The organism is Arthrobacter sp. 01N444, from assembly GCF_056399305.1.
The window spans coordinates 139,605-163,951 of the sequence record NZ_JBFTRB010000005.1; the positions used below are offsets into that span (position 1 = coordinate 139,605).

At 68.9% G+C, this 24,347-nt stretch carries 22 protein-coding genes; 12 read left to right on the forward strand and 10 right to left on the reverse strand.

The features are described 5' to 3' along the window. The first annotated feature begins 22 nt into the window (after window positions 1-22). On the forward strand, window positions 23-658 hold the full coding sequence (locus AC1DKN_RS08320; protein WP_476850577.1) for a DedA family protein: 636 nt from the start codon (window positions 23-25) through the stop codon (window positions 656-658). On the opposite strand, the gene AC1DKN_RS08325 is transcribed toward AC1DKN_RS08320, so the two are convergent. The 3 genes from AC1DKN_RS08325 to AC1DKN_RS08335 form a co-directional block, all read right to left on the reverse strand. Beyond that, window positions 655-960: a hypothetical protein gene (locus tag AC1DKN_RS08325; RefSeq protein ID WP_476870997.1), complete on the reverse strand. Its 306-nt coding sequence runs from the start codon at window positions 958-960 to the stop codon at window positions 655-657. The two genes, AC1DKN_RS08320 and AC1DKN_RS08325, sit on opposite strands and share 4 nt — an antisense overlap. A gap of 163 nt (window positions 961-1,123) precedes the next feature. Next, window positions 1,124-3,937 carry a phosphoenolpyruvate carboxylase gene (gene ppc / locus AC1DKN_RS08330; RefSeq protein WP_476870998.1) on the reverse strand — a complete coding sequence of 938 codons (2,814 nt, stop codon included), beginning with the start codon at window positions 3,935-3,937 and terminating at the stop codon, window positions 1,124-1,126. Between the two features lie 239 nt (window positions 3,938-4,176). Beyond that, a complete protein-coding gene (locus tag AC1DKN_RS08335; protein WP_476870999.1) occupies window positions 4,177-4,857 on the reverse strand; it encodes an NADPH-dependent F420 reductase in 681 nt (226 codons plus the stop codon). Between the two features lie 165 nt (window positions 4,858-5,022). Between AC1DKN_RS08335 and AC1DKN_RS08340 the strand changes: the two genes are divergently transcribed. The 4 genes from AC1DKN_RS08340 to AC1DKN_RS08355 all read left to right on the forward strand — a co-directional run bounded on the left by AC1DKN_RS08340 (window position 5,023) and on the right by AC1DKN_RS08355 (window position 8,229). Further along, complete coding sequence (locus AC1DKN_RS08340) at window positions 5,023-6,039, forward strand: aldo/keto reductase (RefSeq protein ID WP_476857861.1); 1,017 nt, start codon at window positions 5,023-5,025, stop codon at window positions 6,037-6,039. Further along, complete coding sequence (locus tag AC1DKN_RS08345) at window positions 6,036-6,629, forward strand: TetR/AcrR family transcriptional regulator (RefSeq protein WP_476871000.1); 594 nt, start codon at window positions 6,036-6,038, stop codon at window positions 6,627-6,629. The genes AC1DKN_RS08340 and AC1DKN_RS08345 overlap by 4 nt, the downstream gene beginning before the upstream one ends. A gap of 100 nt (window positions 6,630-6,729) precedes the next feature. Beyond that, complete coding sequence (locus tag AC1DKN_RS08350) at window positions 6,730-7,350, forward strand: TetR/AcrR family transcriptional regulator (RefSeq protein WP_476857860.1); 621 nt, start codon at window positions 6,730-6,732, stop codon at window positions 7,348-7,350. Window positions 7,351-7,368: 18 nt separating this feature from the next. Continuing rightward, window positions 7,369-8,229 carry a DUF1684 domain-containing protein gene (locus AC1DKN_RS08355; RefSeq protein WP_476860091.1) on the forward strand — a complete coding sequence of 287 codons (861 nt, stop codon included), beginning with the start codon at window positions 7,369-7,371 and terminating at the stop codon, window positions 8,227-8,229. Between the two features lie 26 nt (window positions 8,230-8,255). Here AC1DKN_RS08355 and AC1DKN_RS08360 read toward each other — a convergent pair whose 3' ends face one another. Next, a complete protein-coding gene (locus AC1DKN_RS08360; protein ID WP_476871001.1) occupies window positions 8,256-9,530 on the reverse strand; it encodes an acyl-CoA dehydrogenase family protein in 1,275 nt (424 codons plus the stop codon). After that, window positions 9,527-10,348 (reverse strand): SDR family NAD(P)-dependent oxidoreductase, encoded by an 822-nt coding sequence (locus tag AC1DKN_RS08365; RefSeq protein ID WP_476871002.1) that lies wholly within the window; start codon window positions 10,346-10,348, stop codon window positions 9,527-9,529. The genes AC1DKN_RS08360 and AC1DKN_RS08365 overlap by 4 nt, the downstream gene beginning before the upstream one ends. A gap of 194 nt (window positions 10,349-10,542) precedes the next feature. On the opposite strand from AC1DKN_RS08365, the gene AC1DKN_RS08370 reads away from it, so the two are divergent. The 5 genes from AC1DKN_RS08370 to AC1DKN_RS08390 all read left to right on the forward strand — a co-directional run bounded on the left by AC1DKN_RS08370 (window position 10,543) and on the right by AC1DKN_RS08390 (window position 17,030). Further along, complete coding sequence (locus tag AC1DKN_RS08370; RefSeq protein WP_476871003.1) at window positions 10,543-11,733, forward strand: glycoside hydrolase family 76 protein; 1,191 nt, start codon at window positions 10,543-10,545, stop codon at window positions 11,731-11,733. Between the two features lie 180 nt (window positions 11,734-11,913). After that, the gene (locus AC1DKN_RS08375; protein WP_230007976.1) at window positions 11,914-12,969 is read left to right on the forward strand and encodes an iron ABC transporter substrate-binding protein; all 1,056 of its coding nucleotides are present in this window, start codon (window positions 11,914-11,916) and stop codon (window positions 12,967-12,969) included. 110 nt (window positions 12,970-13,079) lie between these two features. Then, window positions 13,080-14,579: an ABC transporter permease gene (locus AC1DKN_RS08380; protein ID WP_043436715.1), complete on the forward strand. Its 1,500-nt coding sequence runs from the start codon at window positions 13,080-13,082 to the stop codon at window positions 14,577-14,579. Next, window positions 14,576-15,760 carry an ABC transporter ATP-binding protein gene (locus AC1DKN_RS08385; RefSeq protein ID WP_476857856.1) on the forward strand — a complete coding sequence of 395 codons (1,185 nt, stop codon included), beginning with the start codon at window positions 14,576-14,578 and terminating at the stop codon, window positions 15,758-15,760. Before AC1DKN_RS08380 ends, AC1DKN_RS08385 begins: the two co-directional genes overlap by 4 nt. A gap of 130 nt (window positions 15,761-15,890) precedes the next feature. After that, a complete protein-coding gene (locus AC1DKN_RS08390) occupies window positions 15,891-17,030 on the forward strand; it encodes an aminopeptidase P family protein (RefSeq protein ID WP_476871004.1) in 1,140 nt (379 codons plus the stop codon). A 137-nt stretch (window positions 17,031-17,167) separates the two neighbouring features. Here the strand turns inward: AC1DKN_RS08390 and AC1DKN_RS08395 are convergent, their stop codons facing one another. Continuing rightward, entirely contained in the window at window positions 17,168-17,443 is a 276-nt protein-coding gene (locus AC1DKN_RS08395) for a DNA gyrase subunit A (RefSeq protein WP_476850567.1), read from the reverse strand. A 108-nt stretch (window positions 17,444-17,551) separates the two neighbouring features. After that, window positions 17,552-18,403 (reverse strand): lysostaphin resistance A-like protein, encoded by an 852-nt coding sequence (locus AC1DKN_RS08400; protein WP_476860086.1) that lies wholly within the window; start codon window positions 18,401-18,403, stop codon window positions 17,552-17,554. 357 nt (window positions 18,404-18,760) lie between these two features. Between AC1DKN_RS08400 and AC1DKN_RS08405 the strand changes: the two genes are divergently transcribed. Next, on the forward strand, window positions 18,761-20,716 hold the full coding sequence (locus AC1DKN_RS08405; protein ID WP_476871005.1) for a glycogen debranching N-terminal domain-containing protein: 1,956 nt from the start codon (window positions 18,761-18,763) through the stop codon (window positions 20,714-20,716). Here AC1DKN_RS08405 and AC1DKN_RS08410 read toward each other — a convergent pair. Continuing rightward, the gene (locus AC1DKN_RS08410) at window positions 20,669-21,451 is read right to left on the reverse strand and encodes a phosphatase PAP2 family protein (protein ID WP_476857852.1); all 783 of its coding nucleotides are present in this window, start codon (window positions 21,449-21,451) and stop codon (window positions 20,669-20,671) included. The two genes, AC1DKN_RS08405 and AC1DKN_RS08410, sit on opposite strands and share 48 nt — an antisense overlap. Before the next feature lie 79 nt (window positions 21,452-21,530). Then, a complete protein-coding gene (locus AC1DKN_RS08415; RefSeq protein ID WP_476871006.1) occupies window positions 21,531-22,130 on the reverse strand; it encodes a YdeI/OmpD-associated family protein in 600 nt (199 codons plus the stop codon). A 92-nt stretch (window positions 22,131-22,222) separates the two neighbouring features. Here AC1DKN_RS08415 and AC1DKN_RS08420 point away from each other — a divergent pair, with 92 nt between their 5' ends. Further along, on the forward strand, window positions 22,223-22,999 hold the full coding sequence (locus tag AC1DKN_RS08420) for a VOC family protein (RefSeq protein WP_476857851.1): 777 nt from the start codon (window positions 22,223-22,225) through the stop codon (window positions 22,997-22,999). Window positions 23,000-23,077: 78 nt separating this feature from the next. On the opposite strand, the gene AC1DKN_RS08425 is transcribed toward AC1DKN_RS08420, so the two are convergent. After that, the gene (locus AC1DKN_RS08425; protein WP_476871007.1) at window positions 23,078-24,340 is read right to left on the reverse strand and encodes a M20 family metallo-hydrolase; all 1,263 of its coding nucleotides are present in this window, start codon (window positions 24,338-24,340) and stop codon (window positions 23,078-23,080) included. Between the last annotated feature and the right edge of the window lie 7 nt (window positions 24,341-24,347).

A 24,347-nucleotide genomic window follows, 5' to 3' on the forward strand; every position in this document is an offset into this window, starting at 1 on the left:
GGAAGTGCGGTACCTTGTGCCCATGGACTTCGGAAATGCGGACAGCTGGGGCGCCGCGATCTATTTCTGGATCTTCCCCTTCGTGATCGGCGATGCGATTTTCCCGCCCGTCCCCTCGGAAATGCTGGTCATCACCGGCGGCGCGCTGTCAGCGGAGGGCCGCATCAACGGCTTCCTCGTCGTGCTCCTCGCCGCCGCGTCCTCATGGCTGGGTGACCTTCTCGTCTTCCAGCTGTTCAAGCGCCGGCTGAGCCACGTGCTCGACCGCTGGAAATGGGGCCTGGGGTTCCACGCGGCGGTGCATTCGGCGATCGCGAAAGCCGGCCGGTCCTCCACCTACGGCGCGATCATCGGCCTCCGCTTCATCCCCGGCGGGCGGCTGGCCACGACGGCCGCGGCGGGCATCGCCAACGTCTCCACCCGCGGGTTCAGCCTCTGCGCGGCCCTCGGCGGCCTGCTCTGGGCAACCTGGTCCGTGGCACTGGGCTATTTCATGGGCTCCGCCACCGGGCTGCCCTTCTGGGCGAGCTCCCTGATCGGCGTCGGCGTCGGGCTGCTGGTCGGAGCGGTCGTGGGCGTGATCGTGACGCGGCGCCGGGGCAACCCCTCCCCCGTGGAGTCCGCCGTGATCGACCCGGACGAGGAACTGGACTTTTAGACGGGCGCCCAGCGGCCGCGGCTGCGGCGCACCACGGTCAGCGCGCCGGTGAGCGCAACGCGTTCGACGGCGTCGCGCATCATGGCTGCCGACTCCAGCGCCTGGCTGTTTTCGGCGCTGTAGGCGGTGGCCTCGACCAGGAAGCGCAGGTTCAGCTGCGGTACGCCGCCGGCGAGCTCAAGCTGGTGCGATTCGACGTGGTGCCGCGTCCCAAGCGCATCGATGGCCGCGGCCATGACGGTTTCGGGAGCGGTGCCCGGCTTGAGCCCGGTGATCTTCAGTCTGGTCTGGAACGACGGCATGGAACAACCCTAGCCGCGCCGCCACGCTCCCTCACCTTCCGCACCCAAAACCCCAACGCTCCCTCACCTTCCGCACCCAAAACCCCAACGCTCCCTCACCGGGAGAGGGAGCGTCCGGGGAATAACCGCAGGATCTGAGGGAGCGTCTGGGCCGAGGTGCAGGCTACCCGGTGTTGCGCAGCCCGGCAGCGACTCCGTTGACCGTGATCAGCATGGCCCGCTGGAGCCGTTCGTCGATCTCGGCCCCGGTCATGCCCGCCGCGGCCTCGGCCCGGACGCGGCGCAGCAGTTCCACCTGCAGGTAGCTGATGGGGTCGAGGTACTGGTCCCGGATCTCGAGGGAGCGCTTCAGGGTGGGCTGGGCATCGAGGATCACGTGCTCGCCGGTGAGGTTCTGGATCTCCTCGACCGTGAGATCATATTCGGCCCGGATGGCACGGAACAGGCGGTGCAGTTCCGCCGGCACCAGGGTGGAGACGTAGTAGCCGGCAATGTCCATGTCCGTCTTCGCCAAGGTCATCTCAACATTGGAGAGCACCGAGCGGAAGAAGTGCCAGCCCTCGATCATCTCCTTGAGCTGGGCCGAGTTACCGGCCTCGCGCGCGGCTTTGAGGCCGGAGCCCACGCCGAACCAGCCCGGAACGATCTGCCGCGACTGTGTCCAACCGAACACCCATGGGATGGCGCGGAGCCCTTCGAGCCCGGCGCCGGAGTCGGGGCGCTTGGACGGACGCGACCCGATGTTGAGGGAACCCAACTGCTCCACCGGGGTGGAAGCCATGAAGTAGGCGGGCAGATCCGGGTCATCAATCAGCGTGCGGTAGCGCGCAAACGCGGCGTCGGAGACGGTTTCCATGACGTGGCCGTAGCGCACGCGCTGGTCCTCCGAGGTGCGCGGGGTGCGGTGCAGGGCCGAGCCCTGCAGCACCGCGGCCAGGGAGAGTTCGAGGTTTTCCCGGGCCAGCTCCGGCAGGGAGTACTTGTCCGAGATAACCTCGCCCTGCTCGGTGAACTTGATCTCGCCCTCGAGCACGCCGTTGGGCTGGGCCATGATGGCATCGTAGGTCGGCCCGCCGCCGCGGCCCACAGAGCCGCCGCGGCCGTGGAAAAGGCGCACGCGGACGCCGTGCTTGGCGGCCACGTCGCGGAGCTTGCGCTGGGTCTTGTAGATTTCCCACTGGCTCGTCATGACGCCGGATTCCTTGTTGGAGTCCGAGTAGCCGAGCATGATTTCCTGCACGTCGCCACGGAGCCGGACGAGCTCGCGGTAGGAGGCATCCGAGAGCAGCCGGTCCACGATCTCGGCCGAGGCGCGGAGTTCGTCGACTGTCTCCAGCAGCGGCGCGAAGCCGATCTTGGCGTAGGGCGCCTCGCCGAACAGGCTGACCAGGCCGGCCTCGCGGGCCAGCACGGCCGCGGCCAGGACGTCGTCCGCGCCGCGGGTCATGGAGATGATGTAGGTCTCGATCACGTCGGGGCCGTAGGTGCGCAGGGCCCGCCGGATCTCCCGGAAGACGTCGTATGTGCCGTCGGCGACGCCGTCGAGCTTGATCGGGTGGCCGGAGAGCGGACGCCGGGACGCAAGTTCGGAGCCCAGCACCTCGAGCCGCTCGGCGCGGCTGAGTTCCGCGTACCGGACACCGGGCCCGCCAAGGCGGTCCATGAGCTGCCCGACGGCGTCGTGGTGGTGGTCGGCGTGCTCGCGGATGTCGAGGGTGGCCAGGTGCAGGCCGAAGGAGGCGATGGCGCGGCGGACCCGGGACAGGGCGCCGTCGGCGGCGAGGGCCGCGTGGTGGTTCCGCAGCGACCGTTCGAGCAGGCCGAGCTCGGCGAGGAGCTCCGCGGTGGCGGTGTAGTCGCGGCCGGGCTCGTGCGCGGATCCGGCCGCGACCCGGCGGCCGGTGTTGATCAGCTTGGCCTTGATGCAGGTGAGTTTGAGCCGGTAGGGCTCCTGAGCGTTCAGCTCGAGGACGCGGCGGTCCAGGCCAGGCAGGTTCCCCAGGTCGACGTCGATCGAGTCCAGGAGCTCCTGGTCCGCCCCGGCCAGCGCGGTCGAGTTGGACAGGATGGAGATGAGCCCGTCGATCAGGCCGATGCTGATCCGCACGGCGTGCTGGTTCTGGATCTGGAGGATTTCGCGGGTGACGGCGGCGGTGACGTTGGGGTTGCCGTCGCGGTCCCCGCCGATCCAGGAGCCGAAGCGGATCGGGGCCTTCTGTGGCGGCAGCGTGACGCCGTGCTCGGCAAGCAGCTCGGAGAGGTCCGAGAGCATTTCCGGCATGGCGTCGCTAAGGATGCCGGTGAGGTAATAGATGGCGTTCCGGGCCTCGTCCACGGGGGTGGGCCGGACCTGGCGGAGCTCGTCCGTCTGCCACATCTGGTCGATCACTTCGGACAGGTGGCGGTCCTGGCGGCGGCGCGCGGAGGTGCCCTCCGCCGTGGATTCGGACAGGATGTCCGAGAGCCGGCGGATTTTGTCCAGCACGGAGCGGCGGGAGGCCTCGGTGGGGTGTGCGGTGAAGATGGGGCGGACGTCGAGTTCGTTGACGACTTCCTGCAGCACGGAGTTGCCGGCCTGGTCCGCGATCTCCTCCACGGCTTTGGCGAGCCAGCCGTCCTTCTCCTGCCGGGTGCGCAGCCCGCGGACCCGGTGGACCTGCTCGGCGGCGTTCGCCAGGTGGAAGTAGAACGCGAAGGCGCGGACCAGGTCGGTGGCCTGCTCCAGCGGCAGGGAACCGAGCAGTTCGCGGACCTGGGCGACGACGTCGTACGAGCTCCACGGCCCTGTAGCGTCGGCGCCGCCGCGGGCGGCTTCCTTGGATTCCTTGGTCAGCAGGCGCACCTGCTCCACCAGGTCCAGGAGCTCGGGGCCGTGCTGGCGGACCAGGGATTCGCCGAGGAGGGTGGAGACCCGGCGGACATCAGCCCGGAGTTCGGCGGCAAGATCGGTGTCGGAATGCATTGCAGTGTCAGCCATGGAAACTATCTTTCGAGGGGTCGACTTGGCTCGTACACTGCGCTGGATACTGTGAGCCCGATTACTTCTTCCCATGGGATGTTACCCGCAGGCACTCCCTGCTGGAATTCCGTCTCAGATAGTGTCAGGCCCCGCCGCGCCGCGCCGGCGCCCCTCCCCCGGGACCCCAACCAGTTCGCAGCCGGGGCCGTTCTGGGCGCCCAGAACGGCCCCTGCTGCGGGCTTGGCGGGTGAAGGGGTTAGCGCGCGATCTTGAAGTTGAACTCGCCGGTTCCCAGCGCGCCCCAGATCCGCAGCCAGATCGGCAGGATCATTTCCGCCCCGCGGGCACTCGTGATGTCGCCGAGATCGATCACGTCGCGGTGGCCGAAGCCCTTGAGGAGTTCCGTCACGGCCGCCTTGGCGCCGGCGTCATCCCCGGAGACGAACACCGTGTGGTCACCGCCGGCCACCCGGGCCGGATCGACCATCACGGACGCGGTCATGGTGTTCAGCGTCTTCACCACCTTGGCCTCCGGGAAGGACCGCTGGATCTCTTCGCCGAGGCTGTCCGTGTTCACCGGGTTCAGCGACGGCGGCATGCCCTGCGAGAAGTCCAGCGGGTTGGCGATGTCCATGATGATCTTGCCGGCGAGGTTCGGGGTCCCCGCTGCGGCCAGCGCGGCCAGCGAGCCGGCACCGTTGGTGGCATTGACGATCAGCTCGGCGCCGGATACCGCGTCAGCAAAGGCGGCGACGTCGACCACGGCGTTTGCGGCGTGCCACTCGGCGAACGGCGCGGTGCCCATCATGTCCGGCTCGGTCCGGGCGAGCGTCGCCTGCGGGTCGCGGGTGCCGATCACGACGTCGTGCCCCAGCCCTGCCAGTGCGCCGGCAATCGTGCGCCCCACCATGCCGGTTCCCAGTACTGCAATCTTCATGGCGTCCTCATTCTGAAGTCGTGGAGTAGACAGGTTCGTCTATGTGTTGGCATGACGCTATCAGACAGACCTGTCTACGGCAATAAGCGCATGCCGACGCCCCGTCCACCCCGCTTCAGCTGACAAAGTTTGAAATCTGTCAGCTGATTGTTGTATGGTCATCGCATGACGACTTCCACTCTCGGCACCCCCCGCACCCTGGGCTCCACCGGCCCCAGCACCGCCGCCATCGGCCTCGGCCTGATGGGCATGTCCGATCTTTACGGCCCCGCCGACGACGCCGAGAGCGTCGCCACGATCCAGGCCGCCCTCGACGCCGGCGTGACCCTGCTGGACACCGGCGACTTCTACGGCATGGGCCACAACGAAATGCTGCTGCGCGAGGCGATCCGCGGCCGCCGGCGCGAGAGCGCCCAGATCAGCGTGAAGTTCGGCGTCCTGCGCGATGCCCGGGGCGGATGGAACGGCGTGGACACCCGTCCGGTGGCCATCAAGAACTTCCTGGCCTACACCCTTCGGCGCCTCGGCACCGACTACGTGGACATCTACCGGCCGGCCCGCCTGGATCCGTCCGTTCCGGTGGAAGAAACCGTGGGAGCACTGGCCGAGCTCGTGCAGCAGGGCCTGATCCGCCACATCGGCCTCTCGGAGGTGGGCGCCGACACCCTGCGCCGCGCCAACGCCGTCCACCCGGTCTCCGACCTCCAGATCGAGTACTCCCTCCTCTCCCGTGGCATCGAGCAGGACATCCTGCCGGTGGCCCGGGAGCTGGGCATCGGCATCACGGCATACGGCGTCCTGTCCCGCGGCCTGGTTTCCGGCCACTGGCCGGCCGCCGGAACTGGGAACCGGCGCGATTTCCGGGCCCACCTGCCCCGGTTCTCCGGCGAGAACCTGCAGCGGAACCTCGAGCTCGTCGAACGGCTCCGCGAAATCGCGGACCGCAAGGGCGCGACCGTCGCCCAGCTCGCCATCGCCTGGGTCCTCTCCCGCGGCGAGGACATCGTGCCCCTCGTCGGCGCGCGCCGCCGCGAGCGGCTCACCGAATCGCTGGGAGCAGCCGAACTGGTCCTCTCCGGCGCGGACCTCGCGGAGATCGAGGCCGCCGTCCCGGCCGACGCCGCCGCGGGCACCCGCTACGACGCAGGCCAGATGGCCATGCTCGACAGCGAACGCCGGTGACCCCTGCCGCCGTCGTCCTGACGGAAGAGCGCATCCTCGACGCCGCGGAAGACGTGCTGCGGCGCTTTGGGCCGGCCAAGGCCACGGTGGTTGACGTCGCGAAGGCCCTGGGCGTCAGCCACGGCAGCGTGTACCGGCACTTCCCCACGAAGGTGGCGCTGCGGGACGCGGTGGCCCGGCGCTGGCTGGACCGCCTCGCGGAGCCGCTGGATCCCGCCCGCGATACGGACGGCCCTGCCGCGAAACGCCTGCTCCGCTGGCTCGAACGCCTCGCGGCCATCAAGCAGGGCATGGCGCTGAACGATCCGGAGCTGTTTGCCACGTTCGGCCAGCTGACCGCCGAGGCGCGGGAAGTGGTGGCGGCCCACGTTGACCACCTGGCCGCAGCGCTCACCGAGATCATTGCCGACGGCGTCAGCAGCGGCGAATTCGCCGTCCCGGATCCGGTGCCGGCCGGCCGCGCCGTCCTGCACGCCACGGCGCGGTTCCACCACCCGCTGCACGCTTCGGAATGGTCGGACCCCGCCATCGGGGCCGAGCTGCGCGAGGTCTGGCGGCTGCTCGTGCGGGGTCTGGCCGCCCGCCCGTAGCCGCCGGATCAGGCGGGGGCGGGCCGGCGGTACGTCATTGACGAGGTACAACGCGAATGACATTGCGGCGTAGACAGACTTGTCTGTGTACGATTGAGCCATGACCTCGCCAGCAGCCACTGCCGCCCCGGCTGCCCGCACCCCCGCCGGGCATGCCAGGGAGAAGATCCTGGCGACTGCCTTCCGGCTCTTCTACGCGCAGGGTTTCCGGGCCGCCGGCATCGACACCATCATCGCCGAGTCCGGCGTCGCGAAAGCCACGTTCTATAAGTACTTTCCGGCCAAGGACGACCTCATGCTGGCCTACCTGGAGAAGGTGGACAGCGTCTGGACCGGGCAGCTGCACGCCGCCGCCGAGGCCGCCGGCGAGGACCCGGCCGCGCAGCTCGTGGGCCTGTTCGATGCCCTGACAGCCGCCTGCCGGCGCGACGGCTACCGCGGCTGCGCTTTCATCAACGCGGCCGCCGAGTCGGCCGCCGGTACCCGGGTCCACGACCGGACCGTGGCCCACAAGCGGCAGATCCGCGCCTGGATCCGGGACCTCGCCGCGCGCGCGGGCGCCCGGGACCCGGACCAGCTCGCCCGCAGCCTGACCCTGGTACTCGACGGCGGCCTGGCAAGCGGGGTGCTCGACGGCGACCCGGCCGCGGCCGCCGCAGCCGGAACTACTGCCGCCCAGCTCGTTGCGGCCAGCCTCAACACCCCACCCGCCACCAGCTGAAACCCCTTGGAGGTGCCCATGACCGCCCCTGAACCCGGGACTGGCTCGAAGCCCACGCCTGATGCAGTGCAGAACCCGCAGCTGGCCCGCTGGCAACGCTTCCGGAACAGCCGCAACACGGCCCTCGCCAGCGAGCACGGCTGGCTCACGCTGACCTCCTTCCAGTGGCTGGAAGGCGAGCCGGCCGCCGTCGAGCTCGCCCCCGGCCTCTGGTCCACGGACGGCACTGCGGCGTTCCTCACGGCCGTCGCGTCCGACGGTCTGACCCTCGTCGAAACCGGCGAACCCGTGGACGGGACCATCAGCGCCGTGCTCGCCGACGAGGAATCACTGATGTGGGTCCGGTACGGCGGCGACGACGGCCGCCAGGTGGTGGTGGAGCTCGCCATGCGGGCGGACAAGTACGCCATCCGCACCCGCGACTCCCAGTCGCCGGTGTTCACGGAGTTCGATGGCGTGCCCACCTTCGGCTTCCGCCCGGACCTGGTCATCGAGGCCCGGTTCGTGCCCTACCCCGAGCCTGTGGATGTCCCGATCGGCACGGCCAACCCGCTCGTGGACGGGGTCCACCGCTCGGTCGGCGAGCTGGTCTTCCGGCTTCCCGGCGCGGACCACGAGATCCACCTGCAGGCCGAGGAGGAGAAGCTCGGTGCCCTGACGGTGACGTTCCACGACGAGACCAATGGGGAAAGTACGGACGAGTGGCGGAAGGTGTCCACCGCAAAACCCCGCCCGGACAATACCGTGATCCTGGACTTCAACCGGGCCATCAACTACCCCAGCGCCTTCACCCCGTACGGCACCTGCCCCATGCCGGTGCGGAACAACAGCCTTGATGTGAAGATTGAGGCCGGCGAGAAGGAACCCGGCCTCTTCTAAACGGGTCTAAACGGTCAAGCCGTCTTCTAGACGATCGCGGACACCCCGGTGACGGCGCGGCCCGTGATCAGGGTGTTGATCTCGAACGAGCCCTCGTAGGTGTAGATCGCCTCGGCGTCGGAGAAGATCTTGGCCATCCGGTAGTCGGTGACGATCCCGTTGCCGCCCAGCAGGGACCGGCCCATCGCGACGGTTTCGCGCATCCGGGCGCTGACATAGGACTTGGCGAGGGCCACCTGCGGCATGTCCGCGGCGCCGGCGTCCTGCAGCTGGGCGATCCGGACCATCATGCCCATGCTGGCCACGGCGTTGCCGAGCATGGTGACCAGCTGCTGCTGGACCAGCTGGAACTTTGCCAGCGGGCGGCCGAACTGCTGGCGTTCGACGGCGTACTGCCGGGCGACGTCGAACGCCGCGAGCTGCTGCCCCACACCTTGCCAGGCCACCATGATCCGGGAACCGCGCAGGAGTTCGTTGGTGTCCTCGAAGCTGCTGATCCCGGCGAAGCGGTCCGTTTCGGCCACCCGGACGTCGGTGAAGACGATGTCCGCGTTCTGCACCGTGCGCAGGGCAATCTTGTTCTCGATCCGGCTCCGGCTCACGCCCGGCAAGGTGGCGTCGACGATGAAGCCGCGGATGCCGCCGTCGGCCTCGTCCCGGGCCCAGACCAGCATGTAGTCGCAAAACGTGCCGTTGCCGATCCAGCGCTTGGCGCCGTTGAGCACCCAGATGTCGCCGCCGCCGGCCGCGCCGCCGGGGACCCGGCGGGCCCGGGTTTCCATGCCGCCGGCAACGTCCGAGCCGTGGTCCGGTTCGGTGAGGGCAAAGGCACCGGTGGTGCGCAGGCTTGCCGCGTCCTCGAGCAGGCGCGCCTTCTGCTCCTCGGAGCCGAAGCCGTAGAGAGACTCCACGAAGAGGTCATGGTGGACCAGGAAGAAGGTGGCGAGCGAGGTGTCCACCCGGGTCATCTCGGCGATGACGATCCCGGCGAACAGGTTGCTGTAGCCGCGCTGGGCCGGGGCGCTGAGCTCCAAGGCGGCCAGCTTGGGCAGGATGTGGGCCGGGAATTCGGCCTTGTTCCACCAGTCCGTGGCGAACGGGGCAACCTCGACGGCCAGGAACTCGCGCAGCTGCGCCAGCTTGGCCCGCTCCGCCGTGCTGAGCAGGGCTTCGTAGTCGAAGAAGTCCGCCGTGGGCAGCCCCGCCACAGAGGGTGCGGCCACTGTCGGTGCGGCCGGGGCCGCCGTGGCGGCCGGCCCTGTCGCGGTCACTTCGGCAGGGGCCATCTCAGACCCGGTCATTTCGGGCCCATGCGGATGGCACCGTCGAGGCGGATTGTCTCGCCGTTGAGCATGGCGTTCTCCACAATGTGCGCGGCGAGGTTCGCGTATTCGGCCGGGCGGCCCAGCCGTGAGGGGTGCGGCACCTGCTGGCCCAGGGAGTCCTGCGCCTCCTGGGGCAGGCCGGCCATCATGGGAGTCTCGAAGATGCCCGGCGCGATGGTGACCACCCGGATCAGCGAGCGCGCGAGTTCACGGGCAATCGGCAGCGTCATGGCGGCGACCGCACCCTTGGAGGCGGCGTAGGCGGGCTGGCCGATCTGCCCGTCGAACGCGGCAACGGAGGCGGTGTTGATGATGACGCCACGTTCGGGGCCGCCGAGTTCCGTGGCGGCGGGCTCGGTGGCTGCCATGGCGGCCGCGGCGAGGCGGATCACGTTGAAGGTGCCCACGAGGTTGATCTGGATGACGCGGTTGAAGGCCTCCAGCGGAAGGACGCCGCCGCGGCCCAGGACCTTGCCGGGGGTGGCGATCCCCGCGCAGTTGACCACGATGCGCAGCGGGCCCAATGCTGAGGCGGCGTCGACGGCGGCCTGCACCTGCGCCTCGTCCGTGACGTCGGCCGGGACAAAGACGGCCCTGCGGCCGCCTCCGGCAGCAGCTACTCCAGCGCCGGCAGCGGCGGATGCGGTCAGTTCGGCGGCAAAGGCGTCCCCGGCGGAACCCGGCAGGTCCACGAGGACCACCGACGCGCCGGCGTCGAACAGGCGCCTGGCCGTGGCCGCTCCGAGACCGGAGGCCCCGCCCGTGATCAGCGCGACAGTACCCTTGATGTCCATCCATCCTCCTTGATGTGGAACCGAACCCCGGCGGCGAAGCCTCGACGCGGGCGACGCCTGCAGAGGCGGCCCGCGGGGAACATTAGTTAGTGAATGTTAACTGGAATGCGGCCAATGCGCACCTTTGGGCCGCACACGCCGAGGGCGCAGTCACAGTCGCGGGCCGGACGGGCTCCCGCGATTACGCTTGAGCCATGACCCGAGCCGACGCCTCCGCCCCCAACTGGTCCTTCCGTGCGGACGAGGCCGCCCGCTCAGTGACCAGGCTCTTCGGGCAGCGGCTCTTTTTCCTCCCCGGGACCCACATCGCCGCGATCCTCCGGCCCTCGGGCCGGCTGAAGAACCTGTCCCGGCCCTGGCACTACTGGTGGCAGGCACACTACCTGGACTGCCTCGTGGACGCCGGCCGCCGGGAACTGGGGCCCCCCGGGCATCCGGGAGCCAAGTTCGACGGCGAGAACCGGCCCAGCGCCGGCCGGCTCGCCTCCCGGCTCGTCACAGGCATCCGGCTGCGCAATTTCCTCACGGTGGTCAACAACTACTACGACGACATGGCCTGGCTGGCCCTTGCCACGCTCCGGCTGGACAAGCTCGCCGAGGACACCCGCAAACACACCGGCCGGGAGCGCAACGCCAAGGTCCTGCAAAGCCTGACCCTGCAGTTCGACTCCGCTTCCACGGATGACCTCGGCGGCGGTACATTCTGGAGCACGAAGCGCGACTTCAAGAACACCCCCGCCACCGCACCCGTGGCCCTCTACTACGCGCGGACCGGCAACCGGACCAAGGCGCAGTCCCTGCTGGACTGGCTGGACGCCAGACTCTACGAGCCCGGACAGGGCCTGTACCGCGACGGCCTCCGGATTTCGGGAACGGGCGAGGCGGTGCTGGAAGAGACCATCTACACCTACAACCAGGGGCCCGTCCTCGGCGCCCTGCTGGAACTCGGGGGCGAGCCCAACCTCGGGCGTGCGGCCGCACTGGTGGACGCCGTGGCGGCCAACCTCACGCAGCCGGCCCCGCTGCTGGGCCGCACCGCCGCGGTGCTGCGCTGCGAGGGAACGGGCGACGGCGGGCTCTTCACGGGGATCCTCGTCCGCTACCTGGCCCTCGCCGCCGTCGACGAACGCCTCCCAGCCGAAACCCGGGCCACGGCGGCGGCGCTCGTGAACGATACGGCGGAGGCCCTCTGGGAGGGCCGCCGGATCCTCCCTCCGAACGACCGCCTCGCGCGCCGCGGCAGCCATCTGGTCTTCTCCGACCGCACCGACGCGCCGGCACGCCGCAGTTACCCGGAAGGCGCCGCCGTCGAGCTCTCCACGCAGCTGCAGGCCTGGATGGTGCTGGAGGCGGCCGCCTCGATCGCGCAGGCGCCCGCCCGATAACCCAGCGACAATTACGTCACGCAATAGTATCGTAATTGATGTGATCCTCATCACTTAAACCAGCCTCAGGTTGGTCGCTTAGGTTTGGCTAACCTACAGTCTTTCTTAGTGAGCATGCCCTAACTTCCCCGCTCACGGGGGGCAGGGCACTACGACGACTTCCTTGTAGAAAGTAGCCCCATGAAGATCCGCACCAACGCGCTGGCGGGCATCGCCCTGGCCGCCACTGCCGCCCTGGGCCTGGCCGCCTGCGGCTCCGGTTCCTCCTCCACGGCCGGCAGCAGCGCTGCCGCCAACGGCTCCGCCGCCGGCGAGATCACGGTCTATAACGCCCAGCACGAATCCCTGACCAAAGAGTGGATCGACGCCTTCACCGCCGAGACCGGCATAAAGGTGACCGTGCGCCAGGGCGACGACACCGAGATGTCCAACCAGATCGTGCAGGAAGGCCAGGCCTCACCGGCGGACGTCTTCCTCACCGAGAACTCCCCCGCCATGGCCCAGGTGGAAAACGCCGGCCTCTTCGCGGATGTGGACAAGGCCACCGTGGACCAGGTCCCCGCCGAATTCCGCCCCTCCACCAACAAGTGGACCGGCATCGCGGCCCGCTCCACCGTGCTGGTCTACGACAAGAACAAGATCAGCGCCGACAAGCTGCCCAAGTCCATGCTGGACCTGGCCAACCCCGAGTGGAAGGGAAAGTGGGCTGCCTCGCCGTCGGGCGCCGACTTCCAGGCGATCGTCTCGGCCCTGCTGGAACTCAAGGGCGAAGCCGCCACTGAGGCCTGGCTCAAGGGCATGAAGGAAAACTCCAAGCCGTACAAGGGCAACAGCACGGCTATGAAGGCCGTCAACGCCGGCGAAGTCGACGCCGCGCTGATCTACCACTATTACTACTACGGCGACCAGGCCAAGACCGGCGAGAACTCCAACAACGTCACGCCGTTCTACTTCAAGAACCAGGACCCGGGCGCCTTCGTCTCCATCTCCGGCGGCGGCGTGCTGAAGTCTTCCAAGAACGCCGCGGCGGCCCAGTCCTTCCTGAAGTTCATCACCGGCAAGAAGGGCCAGGAAGTGCTCCAGAAGGGCACCTCCTTCGAATACGCTGTCGGCTCGGACGTCCCGTCCAACGACAAGCTGGTTCCGCTCAAGGAGTTGCAGGCCCCCACCGTGGATCCCGCCAAACTCAATTCCGCCAAGGTCACCGAGCTGATGACCCAGGCAGGACTGCTGTAGCCGCAGTGACTAACAAGCTGGCGGTCCCCGGTCCCTCTGGGGATTTGACGACTGACACGACGACGGCGGGCAGGGGTAAACGCCCCCGCCCGCCTTTCGGCGTCTCTGTCGTGTCCATCATCGCGGTCCTCATCGCCCTGTTTTCCCTGGTGCCCCTGGCCTACGTGGTCTTCATGACAGCCTCCACCGGCTGGGACACCGCAATGGCCCTGATCTTCCGCCCGCGCGTGGGCGAACTCCTGCTCAACACGGTGCTGCTGACCGTGGTGACGGTGCCGCTGTGCCTCGTCCTGGGCGTCGGCGGCGCGTGGCTCGTCGAACGCACCAGCCTTGTGGGCCGCAAGTGGTGGGCCGTGCTGCTCGCCGCCCCGCTGGCCATCCCCGCCTTCGTCAACAGCTACGCGTGGGTTTCCGCGGTGCCGTCCCTTGGCGGGCTGTGGTCCGGGGTCCTGATCGCCACCCTGTCCTATTTCCCGCTCGTGTACATCCCGGCCGCCGCGACGCTCAGCCGCCTGGACCCGGCGATCGAACAGTCCGCCGCCTCCCTCGGCCTCGGCGCCTGGCGCGCGTTCTTCCGCGTGGTGCTCCCGCAGCTGCGCATCGCCATGACCGGCGGCGGGCTGCTGGTCGCGCTGCACCTGCTGGCCGAATACGGGGCCTTCGCGATGATCCGCTTCGACACCTTCACCACCGCGATCATGGTCCAGTACCAGTCCACGTTCAACGGCACCGCCGGGAACATGCTGGCCAGCGTGCTGGTGTTCCTCTGCCTGATCCTGCTGCTCGTGGAGGTCCGCAGCCGCGGCAGCGCCCGGTACGCCAGGATCGGCTCCGGGGCCCAGGCACGCGCCTTGCGGCTGCCCCTGCACGCCTACCAGCTCCCCGCCCAGCTGTCCCTGATCGCCCTCACCGGGCTGGCGTTCGGGCTGCCGCTGACGTTTGTGCTGCGCTGGATCGTCGCCGGCGGCCCGGAAATCTGGGCCGCCGAAGAATTCATGCCGGCCCTCCTGCAGACCTTGGCCTACGGCCTCGCGGCGGCCGTCGCCACCACCGTGGTCGCGTTCCCCATGGCTTACCTGGCCGTGCGGCGTCCCGGCTGGTTCAGCAAGTCCCTGGAGCTGTCCAACTACATCACCAGCTCCATGCCCGGGATCGTGGTGGGCCTGGCCTTCGTGACCGTGAGCATCCGGATGGTGCCCAGCATGTACCAGACCTCAGCGCTGCTCATCGCGGCCTACGTGCTGCTGTTCCTCCCCCGGGCCCTCGTGAACATCCGCTCGGGGCTGTCCCAGGCACCGAAGGAACTCGACGAGGCCGCCCAGGTGCTCGGCAAGCCGCCGCTGCTGGCCTTCCTGCGCGTGACGCTGCGGCTCACGGCCCCCGCCGCGGCTGGCGGCGCGGCCCTGGTGTTCCTGGGGATTGTCAACGAGCTCACCGCCACCCTCCTGCTCTCGCCCAACGGGACCCGCACCCTCGCCACCGAGTTCTGGAGCAAGAGCAGCGAGATCGACTACGCTGGCGCCGCCCCCTATGCGCTGCTGATGATCCTGATCTCGGCGCCCATGACCTATCTCCTCTTCCAGCAGTCCAAGAAAGTAGCCGGACAGTGACCGATGTCTACCCGTCGCGTGAGGCCCCCTCGCGCCTCCCCGAGCCGCGGGTCGCGGCTTCCGTGGCCACCAGCACCAACAGCCACCTGGAAATCGACGCCGTCACCAAGAACTTTGGGCCCCAGGCCGTCCTCAAGGGCGTCAACCTCTCCGTCGCCAAGGGCGGAACGACGGCGATCGTGGGACCCTCCGGCTCCGGCAAGACCACGCTCCTTCGCCTGATTGCCGGCTTCGAGCACCCGGACACCGGCAGCATCTCGCTCAACGGAAGCAAGGTGGCCGGGGAGAACGCCTGGGTCCCCGCGCACAAGCGGCACGTCGGCTACGTCGCCCAGGACGGCGCCCTGTTCCCGCACCTGACGGTCGGGCAGAACATCTCCTTCGGTCTGGACGCCGCCCAGCTTCCCGGCGGCCGCCGCGGCGTCAAGGCGCGGGTGGGCGAGCTGCTGGAAATGGTCTCACTGGACCCGGCCATGGCCAAGCGCCGCCCGCACCAGCTCTCCGGCGGGCAGCAGCAGCGGGTTGCCCTTGCCCGGGCGCTGGCCCGCAAGCCCGCGCTCATGCTGCTGGACGAGCCCTTCTCCGCCCTGGACGCCGGCCTGCGGGTGGCCACCCGCCGCGCCGTGGCCCAGGTCCTGAAGGACGCCGGCGTCACGACGATCCTCGTCACGCATGACCAGGCCGAGGCGCTGTCCTTCGCCGACCAGGTGGCCGTGATGCGCGGCGGCAAGCTGGCCCAGATCGGCAACCCGTTTGTCGTCTACACGCGTCCGGCTGATCGTGCCACCGCCGAGTTCCTGGGCGACGCCGTGATCCTGGATGCCTGGATGGAAGGCTCCCTGGCCACGTGTTCGCTCGGCGGGATCCCCGTGCGCCGCCCGCCGGCCCAGGGCCGGGTCCAGCTGATGCTGCGGCCCGAGCAGATCCGCATTTCCGAGGACGGCCCCATCCGCGGCACGGTGGTGGACACGGACTACTTCGGCCCCGAAACCACGGTGCGGCTCCAACTCCCCGTCCCGCCGGTCCTTGCCGCCGGCGCCATCCCGGACCACCGCTACCCCGGCGGCGGGGAGATCATCACCATCCGGCACTGGAACGCCTCGATCGCCCGCCCCGGCACGGAGCTGCGGCTTCGCGTGGTGGGCGAGGCGGTCGCCTTTCCGATGGATGAGCAGCCGTAACGTCGAGATTCGGCATCCTGAAGCCTCTGTGCCCCGAAGGCTCACCCGCGACGGGTGATTCCAGAGTTACTGGAGCGGCTGTCCGGGCGATGGGTTGACCGGGGATGCCCCGCGCACGAGAATGCGAACCATGAGTGATCATCGCGGCCTTTCCGGTCCGGCTCCGTTCACCGCCGATGACTTCGCCGAACGGTTGCGGCGAGCAGCCCACGCCGCCCAGGATGCCGGGCTCGACGGCATCCTGGTCACTCCCGGACCGGACCTGCTGTACCTCACCGGGTATGCACCCGTGGCCATCACTGAACGCATCACCATGCTCGTGGTCCCCGTCGACGCGGATCCCGCCATGATCGTTCCGAGGCTCGAGAGGCCCGACGCGGAAGCGGCCGCCGGCGCCTCGAATCTGCGGATCACCGACTGGACCGACGGGAGCGACCCCTACACGGAATCTGCCACGCTGATGGCCGGCACCGGACGTTATGCCGTCTCTGACTCGGCCTGGGCCATGCACCTCCTCGGCCTGCAGGATCGGCTGCCCAAGTCGTCCTACGTCTCGATGACGACCGCCCTGCCGATGCTTCGGGCGATCAAGGATGACGACGAGATCGAGCGGCTGGCGGCGGCCGGCGCGGCCGCAGACCAGGCGTATGAGGAGATCGTCACCGTGCGGTTCGCTGGGCGCAGCGAGACCGACGTCGGTTCTGATCTCGCCGACCTGCTTCGCCAGTTCGGTCATTCGCAGGTGGACTTCACCGTCGTCGGTTCGGGTCCGAATGGAGCCAACCCTCACCACGAGATCGGCCCGCGGATCATCGAGGACGGGGACATGGTGGTGCTCGACTTCGGCGGCCTCAAACACGGCTACGGATCAGACACGACGCGGACCGTGCACGTCGGCGAGCCCACCGCCGAGGAGCGCGAGGTTCACGACGTCGTCAGACTCGCGCAGCAGGCCGGGTTCGAGGCCGTGCGTCCAGGCGTCGAGTGCCAGGAGATCGATCGCGTGTCCCGGGCGGTGATCACTGAAGCCGGCTACGGCGACTACTTCATTCACCGCGTCGGGCACGGAATCGGGCTGACGACTCACGAGCCGCCGTACATGGTCGAGGGCGAAACCCAGATCCTCCACCCCGGCATGTGCTTCTCGATCGAACCCGGAATCTACCTGCCGGGCAGGTTCGGCGTACGGATCGAGGACATTGTGACGGTCGTTCCCGACGGCGGACGGCGACTCAATCAGACCTCGCACGAGATGAGAATCGTCCACTAGTTAGCCGACCTGGTCCACGATCTGGCGTGGCCTCGGAACGAGACCGCTTCTGAGAGTCCTCAGGAGCGATCTCGTATTGGCCAGGCTGAGCGCCAGTCAGAACCCATGCGACCACCGATGCCGCCGTCAGGCGCGGTTCAGTGTCCATCGGGCAACCTTGATCTAAGTTCTTCTGCATGGGAAGCGATGGCCTGACGCTGGTCTCGGGTGAATCTTCTGGCCTGCATGTCGAGGACTGCCCGGCTGGGCACTTCTCCCACGCCCAACAGTTGACCCACGCGACGGATTGCTTCGTCCAAGTCCTCTGAATCCTCAATCACCTGGAAGACCTCGTCCCGCCGATCCATCGCCTGCACCAGAGCCTCGACGATCATCAACTGCTGTTCCCTCATCTGCCGGTCATGCTCATCCATGCCGCGATTCTTGCACGACCGCAGTCTTGGAGCATTTCCGTCCAGTTTGGGGATCGGCTTACGGGCGCTAGTGCGACACCGAGCGAGTTGTTGAGCTGGCCCCTCAGGTCAGGCCACGGCGGGGACTGGGGGGATGTCGTGTGTCCGGTTGGCGCGGCCCTTGACGAGGAAGATGGCAAGGAGCGCCAGGAGTATATAGGCCCAGTTGAAGAGCCCCGCGAGTGATATCAGTTCTTCCGCCCCAGCTGTGGCTGAGGTGGCGTCGATCCCACCGGTGGCGAGGAACGTTGTGGGGTCTGTGGCGGCATGCAGCAGGATGGCCCACGTGATCCGGCCCGTCGCGCGCATGGAGAGGTACATCATGGCACCGAATCCAAAGGTGTAGACGACGGTAACGGCAACAACCAGGGGGGCCATTCCGGTGAGGAGGTTTCCGCTGTGCAGCAGCGCGAAATACAGGGATGACAAGACAAAGACCAGTCGTTCGCCATAGCCGCCGTTTCGGAGCATGTTCACTACTATTCCTCGCGTGGCGAGTTCTTCAGTGAACCCCACACACAATCCGAAGAACGCCATAACCAGAACAAGCCCGATGGAGTAGGCGGACCAGTTGGTTGCCATCAGCCGTAGGAAGATTGGGATGACGACGAGGAGGACTGCGACCCACATCCAGGCCTTCCCGCGGACGGGTTGGGGACCGAAGATTTCCTTGACCCAGCCGAGAGAGCGAGCGAAGAGAAAGAGGAGTATTCCCGAGAGCAAGATAGGGAGTGCTAAACCTAGGAATGCGCTGAGCGGATCGCTCAGGGGGCTTCCCAGGTCGATGGAGCCCCCAACCAGTGCACCTATTCCCAGCCCGATCAGTTCGTACACGCCCCAATACACGGCGACGATCAGGAGCGCTTTCCACCACGTCCCCCGGTTCCAAAACCGGACCCACGTAGAACTGTTATTTTCCATGATTAGAACTTCCCTCCCCGCTCGTTCCCCCACTTAGTCGGGCCACCACGCTAAGAATAAGCGATAGAGCGGAGGCGAAAGTTCTCTCTGATGTCCGGCAAATCATCTTTGGCCACCGTGGCAACGTGACGAAGAGCGACCGCCAAGATGGTTCTGATGAACCCGATGGAAGCGTCCCGTAGGTCGGACACACGACGAAGCTAATCGGCTACGCACGCGTTTCGACGCGGCCGCAGTCCACAGCCCGGCAGCCGGCGGACCTTCCGGCCGCCGGCGGCCGACGCCATGACCTCTTAGGCGGTCGGCAGCGGGCTGTGGCGCATTGAGACCGCCCAGTGCCCGGCATAGGGTAGGCGGATGACTGTTCAGCCCGGCCTGCACCGCCAACACTGCTCCGTTGCCGCCCCCACCCAGCTGTGGCTCGACCCTGACGGCCGCCTGGCCGGCGAGGTCAAACCGCCCGGAGCCGGTGACTCCGCTGATCCGGCCGGGTTCACCGGGCTGCTCCACGGCGACACCCGGATGCTCTGCCGGGCGCTCGTGCGCGTCAACGGCCTGGAACCCGAACCGGCCACCGTCGAGGCCGAGCCCGGCGGCGTCCTGCGCGTCCGGGGCCTGGTCCGGGGCATCCCGGGACCCACGGAGGATCCCGCCGTCGAGCTCCTCCAGATCTGGACGGTGACGCCGGGCGTGGTGCGGCACACCCTTCAGCTGCGCACCTCGCTGGATTCCCTCGACGTCGAAATCGACGTAGCCCTCGCGGCCGACTTCACCGACATGGCCCAGATCCGCCTCAGCCGCTTCCGTGACCCGTCCGCGCCGGTCTCTGCCGATGGGTCCACGCTGCGCTGGCAGGAGGGTGGCAAGACCCTGGCGGTCGCGGCCCCCGGCGCCGTCACCCCGGAAGGCCACCTCGCCTGGCGCGGAACCCTGGGCCGGGGCCGGCCGTTCGAGGCCGAATGGCAGGCCGTCCTCACCGATGACGACGACGCCGTGGTGGCTGCCCGCCCGCCCGCGGCCAGGCCGCCGCGGACCGGACCTGCCGGGGCCCTGGGCCTGCTCCTGGATAACTCCCTCGATGACGTGGCCGGGCTCCGCCTGGCCACCCGCCAGCTGCCGGACGCCCCGTTCATCGCCGCCGGGGCGCCCTGGTACTTCACGCTGTTTGGACGGGATTCGCTGTGGGCTGCGCGGCTGCTGCTGCCTCTGGACACCGGCGCGGACAACGGGCTGGCGGCGGGCACCCTGCGCGCGCTGGCTGCTTTCCAGGGCACCCGGACGGACGCGGCGGCCGCCGAGGAACCCGGCAAGATCCTGCACGAACTGCGGTCCAAGGAACTGGTTCTTGAGAGCCAGAACCTGCGCCTGCCGCCGGTGTACTTCGGGGCGGTGGATTCCACCCCGTTGTGGCTTTGCCTGCTCGGTGAACTCTGGCGCACCGGCCGGGACGAGGACGCCGTGCGGTCGCTGCTGCCGAACGCGGCACGCGCCGCGGAGTGGCTGCTCGCCGCCGGCTCCCCGGTAGACGGCGCAGCGGACGGCGCAGCCGGAACGGACGGCGCAGCCGGCAACGGCGGGTTCCTCAGCTACCGTGACTCCACGGGCCACGGCCTGAGCAACCAGGGCTGGAAGGATTCCCGGGACGCCATGCAGTTCCGCGACGGCCGGCAGGCCGAGGGGCCCATCGCCCTGTCCGAGGTGCAGGGCTACGCGTACCAGGCAGCCATGGGGACGGCGGAACTGTTCGACGCGTTCGGGGAACCGGGCGCTCAGGCGCTGCGCGACTTCGCCGCGGCCCTGCGGCTCAGGTTCCGGGAGCGTTTCTGGGTTGAGGACGACGGCGGGCCGTTCCCGGCAATGGCCCTGGACGGGCACGGGGTCCCCTTGGACATCCCGGGCTCGAACATGGGACATCTGCTGGGCACGGGCATCCTGGACGCGGCCGAAGCCCGGATCGTCGCGGACCGGCTGGTGAGCCCCGAGCTGTTCTCCGGCTACGGCGTGCACACGATTTCGCGGCGGGCCGCAGGGTTTTGGCCCTTCAGCTACCACTGCGGCTCGGTCTGGAGCCACGACACCGCCATCGCGATCCGCGGCCTCCTGGCCGACGGTTTTGTCGCAGAGGCACGCACCCTCGCCGACGGCCTGATCGCGGCGGCGGCCTCCTTCGGGCACCGGTTGCCGGAGGTGTTCGCCGGGGTGCGGGCCGAGGACTCGAGCGTCGCGGTACCGTATCCGGCGTCGTGCCACCCGCAGGCGTGGTCCTCAGCCTCGGCGGTGGTGATCGCCCAGGCGATGGGCGTCGGACTCTGACGGTCCCGCCTCCACTGAGTGTTGCCCGGACGGGGCCGCGGCGGCGCGCAGCCCGTCGGCCAGGATAACGATCCCGGTAACGGCGAGCGCCAGGCCCATGGAGGCGAGCACGTCCGTCAGCCAGTGGTACCCCAGGTACAGGCGGCTGAAGGCAACCACCAGTGTCCCGGCAGCCGCTGCCGCGAAGCCGAGCACCGACGTCGTCCGTTTGCCCGTCCGCGTGCCGCGGGCCGCCAGCAGCAGGTAACTGAGGACGCACAGGAAGACGCCGGCCCCGAAGGTATGGCCGGAGGGAAAGGACAGGGCGTCGTCCGGTCCCAGCATGAAGCCGCTGGCGGCGGGCCGGCTCCGGCCGACGTCGTGCTTCACCAGCGTGGACACCGCGAAGGTGGCCGCCATGGCGCCGACCAGCAGGGCGGGACGCCAGACTTCACGCTTGAAGACCGCCCAGGCCAGCGCCACGGCGCAGCCGATCACCGTCATCCACAGTGGCGACGTCACCGTGGTCACGGCCGCCAGGATGGCGGTGGCCAGGGGGGTCCGGGACGCCACGATTCCGTCGTGCACGGGCCCGTCCAGGTCGGCCACGCCGCTGTTCGACTGCACGGCGGCGAGCACGGTCCAGAAGATCGTCTCGCCCGCGATTAACAGGCCCGCTGCCACGAAGAAGAGCCGCTGCTGGGACGGCAGCGGCAGGCGGGCAGGGGGTCGCGGGGCACGCTGGGCAAGGAGCATTCGCCCAATCCTGCCAGAGGCAACTCCCCGCAGCCAGCAAGGGCGCTGGGAATTCTCTGGGATGCGCGGCGGGCGAGCGCTACGGTTCCGGGGGACGCCTGGTCTGCGGGTACGGCGTGTCGAACCTGGCCAGCATCTCCACGAACCCGACGATCTTCCGCTCCCGGGTCGAGGCCTGCTTGACCGAGTTGGTGCGGTAGATCAGGGCATACCGGTTCACGGACGTCAGGACCTCGAACATCGCCTGCGCCCGCGGCTCCGCCGCGATGGCGGCGGCGAGGTCATCCGGGACCTCCGCCGTCGCCGCGCCCGAATAGGCGGCCTCCCAGCGCCCGTCCGCCTTGGCGGCGGCGACGGCCGCCTGCCCGGCGGGGGCCATCCGCCCTGCCGCCTCCAGGCGGTCAATCCGCTCCACGTTCCGGGCCGACCACACGCTCTTGGGTCCCCGCCGGGTCATCCGCTGGAACGAGCTTTCCTCGTCCCGGCGCCGCCCCTGCCCGTCGATCCAGCCGAAACACAGCGCCTCCTGCAGCGCGGCCTCGTAGTCCAGCTCCGTCACCGATCCGCCCTTCTTGTGCAGCACGAGCCACACCCCGGGACTCTGCGCGTGGTGCTGCTCCAGCCAGGCGCGCCACTCGGCGGCGTCCTTCACCAGCAGTTCCTCCAGTTCAACAGCCATGGCCCCATTGTGCCCTGCCGTGCTGACCGGAGGGGTGCTTTGGTGGCACCATGTCAGGAGGAGCCAAAAACCGTCCCTCGCAAGGAGATCCCATGCTGCGCGTCCGCCCGATCCACTACACCTCCCGCATGGACCAGTGGGAGGGCCTGCTGTCCGCCCTCGGCATGGTGCGCACAGTCGACGACGGCAACTGGCAGGAGTTCGACGCCGGCTCGGGCCGCCTCGCGCTGCACCGGGTAGCGGCGGGTGCCGCCGGGGCTGATGCCGGGGACGGTGCCGGTGCCGGAATGGTGCTGGATGGAAAGACGGACTTCGGCGTCGAGGTCGGAGACCTGGCAGAATTCGCGCGCCGCACCAATCTGGCCGGCGCGGAGGACGGGACCACCCCGGCCGAGCTGGTCAGCGCCCGTCACGGCGATACCTGCCGGATCACGGGCGCGGACGGGTTCGCTTTCTTCGCGGACAAGGCAGCCCACGGCGCACAGTGCGCGGACGCCGATCCGGCCCTCGCCGTCGTCGAAGTCTGGTTCACGCCGGACGCGGCCGCCGCCGCGCAAACCCTGCGGAACATGGGCGCCCGGCTGCGGCCGGCCCCGGACGACGACGAAACCGCGGATTTCACGGCGAAGAACGGCGGCGTGCTGATGGTCCGGCCCGCCAGCGGCGCGGCCCGGACCGGCCTGGGGTTTGAATACACCGGTGACCTCGCCGGCCTGCGGGACCGCCTCGCGGCCGCCGGCCACCGGGTCAGCCTGACGGAAGAGGCCTTCGGCCGGACCCTGCACGTGGCCAACCCGGACGCCGCTGACCTACCGGAGAACCCCCACGGGGCGATGCTCTGGATCTCGCAGAAGCCCGAAGGCGCCTGAGAAGGCACTCGCCAGGCGCCCGGGGGTTTCCGGGGCGGCCGCGGAGGACCTGTGGAGTTCAGCCGTTGGTGGCCGCGGTCAGTCCTCCAGCGCCCCGTTGCAGAGCCGGTTCACTACCTCGGTGAGCATCGCCAGGCCCGCCACGATGTCCTCGTCCGTGGTGTATTCGTGCTCGTTGTGGGAGATCCCGTCCACACTGGGCACAAACAGCATCACCGTCGGGACCAGGTCCTTCATGTTGGTCGAATCGTGCCCGGCCAGGGTCATGACCTGCTTGTTCGCAAGGCCCAGGTCCGCCGCCACCTTGGCCGCGAGTTCCACGCCTTCGGGCTGGTAGGGGGTCACGGGCCAGGTGTGGGCGTGGTTGCGCTCCACCGTGACGTTTGCCAGCCTCTCGATCCCGGCGATGCGCTCGTCCAGCAGGGCGTCGGCCTCGGCTAGGACAGCTTCATCGGCGCTGCGCAGGTCCAGCAGCAGGCTCACCCGGGACGGCACCACGACGGGCGAGTTGGGGTAGACATTCAGTTGCCCCACGGACGTGTGCAGCACGCCGGGGAAGGTGTCGGCGAGTTCCCGGGCGGCGACCACCATCATGGACGCACCCAGCAGCGCGTCCTTCCGGTCCGCGATCACGGTGGATCCGGTGTGGGCCTGCTCGCCGTGGACCACGAACTCGTACTTGTTGGCCGCCCAGTTGGAGTTCACCAGGCCGATGGTGATGCCTTCGCGTTCCATGCTCCGGCCCTGTTCAATGTGGATTTCGGCGCAGTACGCGGCTTCGGGGCCCTCGTAACTGCCCCGGCAGCCGATCGCGTCCAGGGCCTCGCGGACCGTGACTCCGGCCGCGTCCTTGGTGGCCAGCGCGGTTTCGAGTTCGAGCTTTCCGGTGTAGACGGAGGAACCCATCATGGACGGCTTGAAGCGTGAGCCCTCCTCGTTGAACCAGTTGACCACCGCGATGTTGAAACGGGGCTGCCCGGCGTCCCCGGCCGCGGCCCACTGCTCCACGAGGCGGAACGCCGCGTGGGCTGCGGCAAGCACGCCGTACGCGCCGTCGTAGCGTCCCGCCGTCGGCTGGGAATCCATGTGGGAGCCCACCACGACGAAGGGAGCGCCCGGCACGGCCTCGTAAAGGCCCCACTGGTTGCCGGCCCGGTCGAACCGGACGGTGAAGCCGTTGGCCTCCAGGAGGCCGGTGAGCCACTGCCGCTGCTGGCCGTCCGGCACGCTGGCAGCCTGGCGGTCCACGCCGCCGTTCTCGGTAGCGCCGAATTCGCTCATGGTGTGGAAGTCCCGCACGAACGCGGCGTCGCGGGTGCTGAAAGTGGTGTGAGTAGTCACGGTTTTC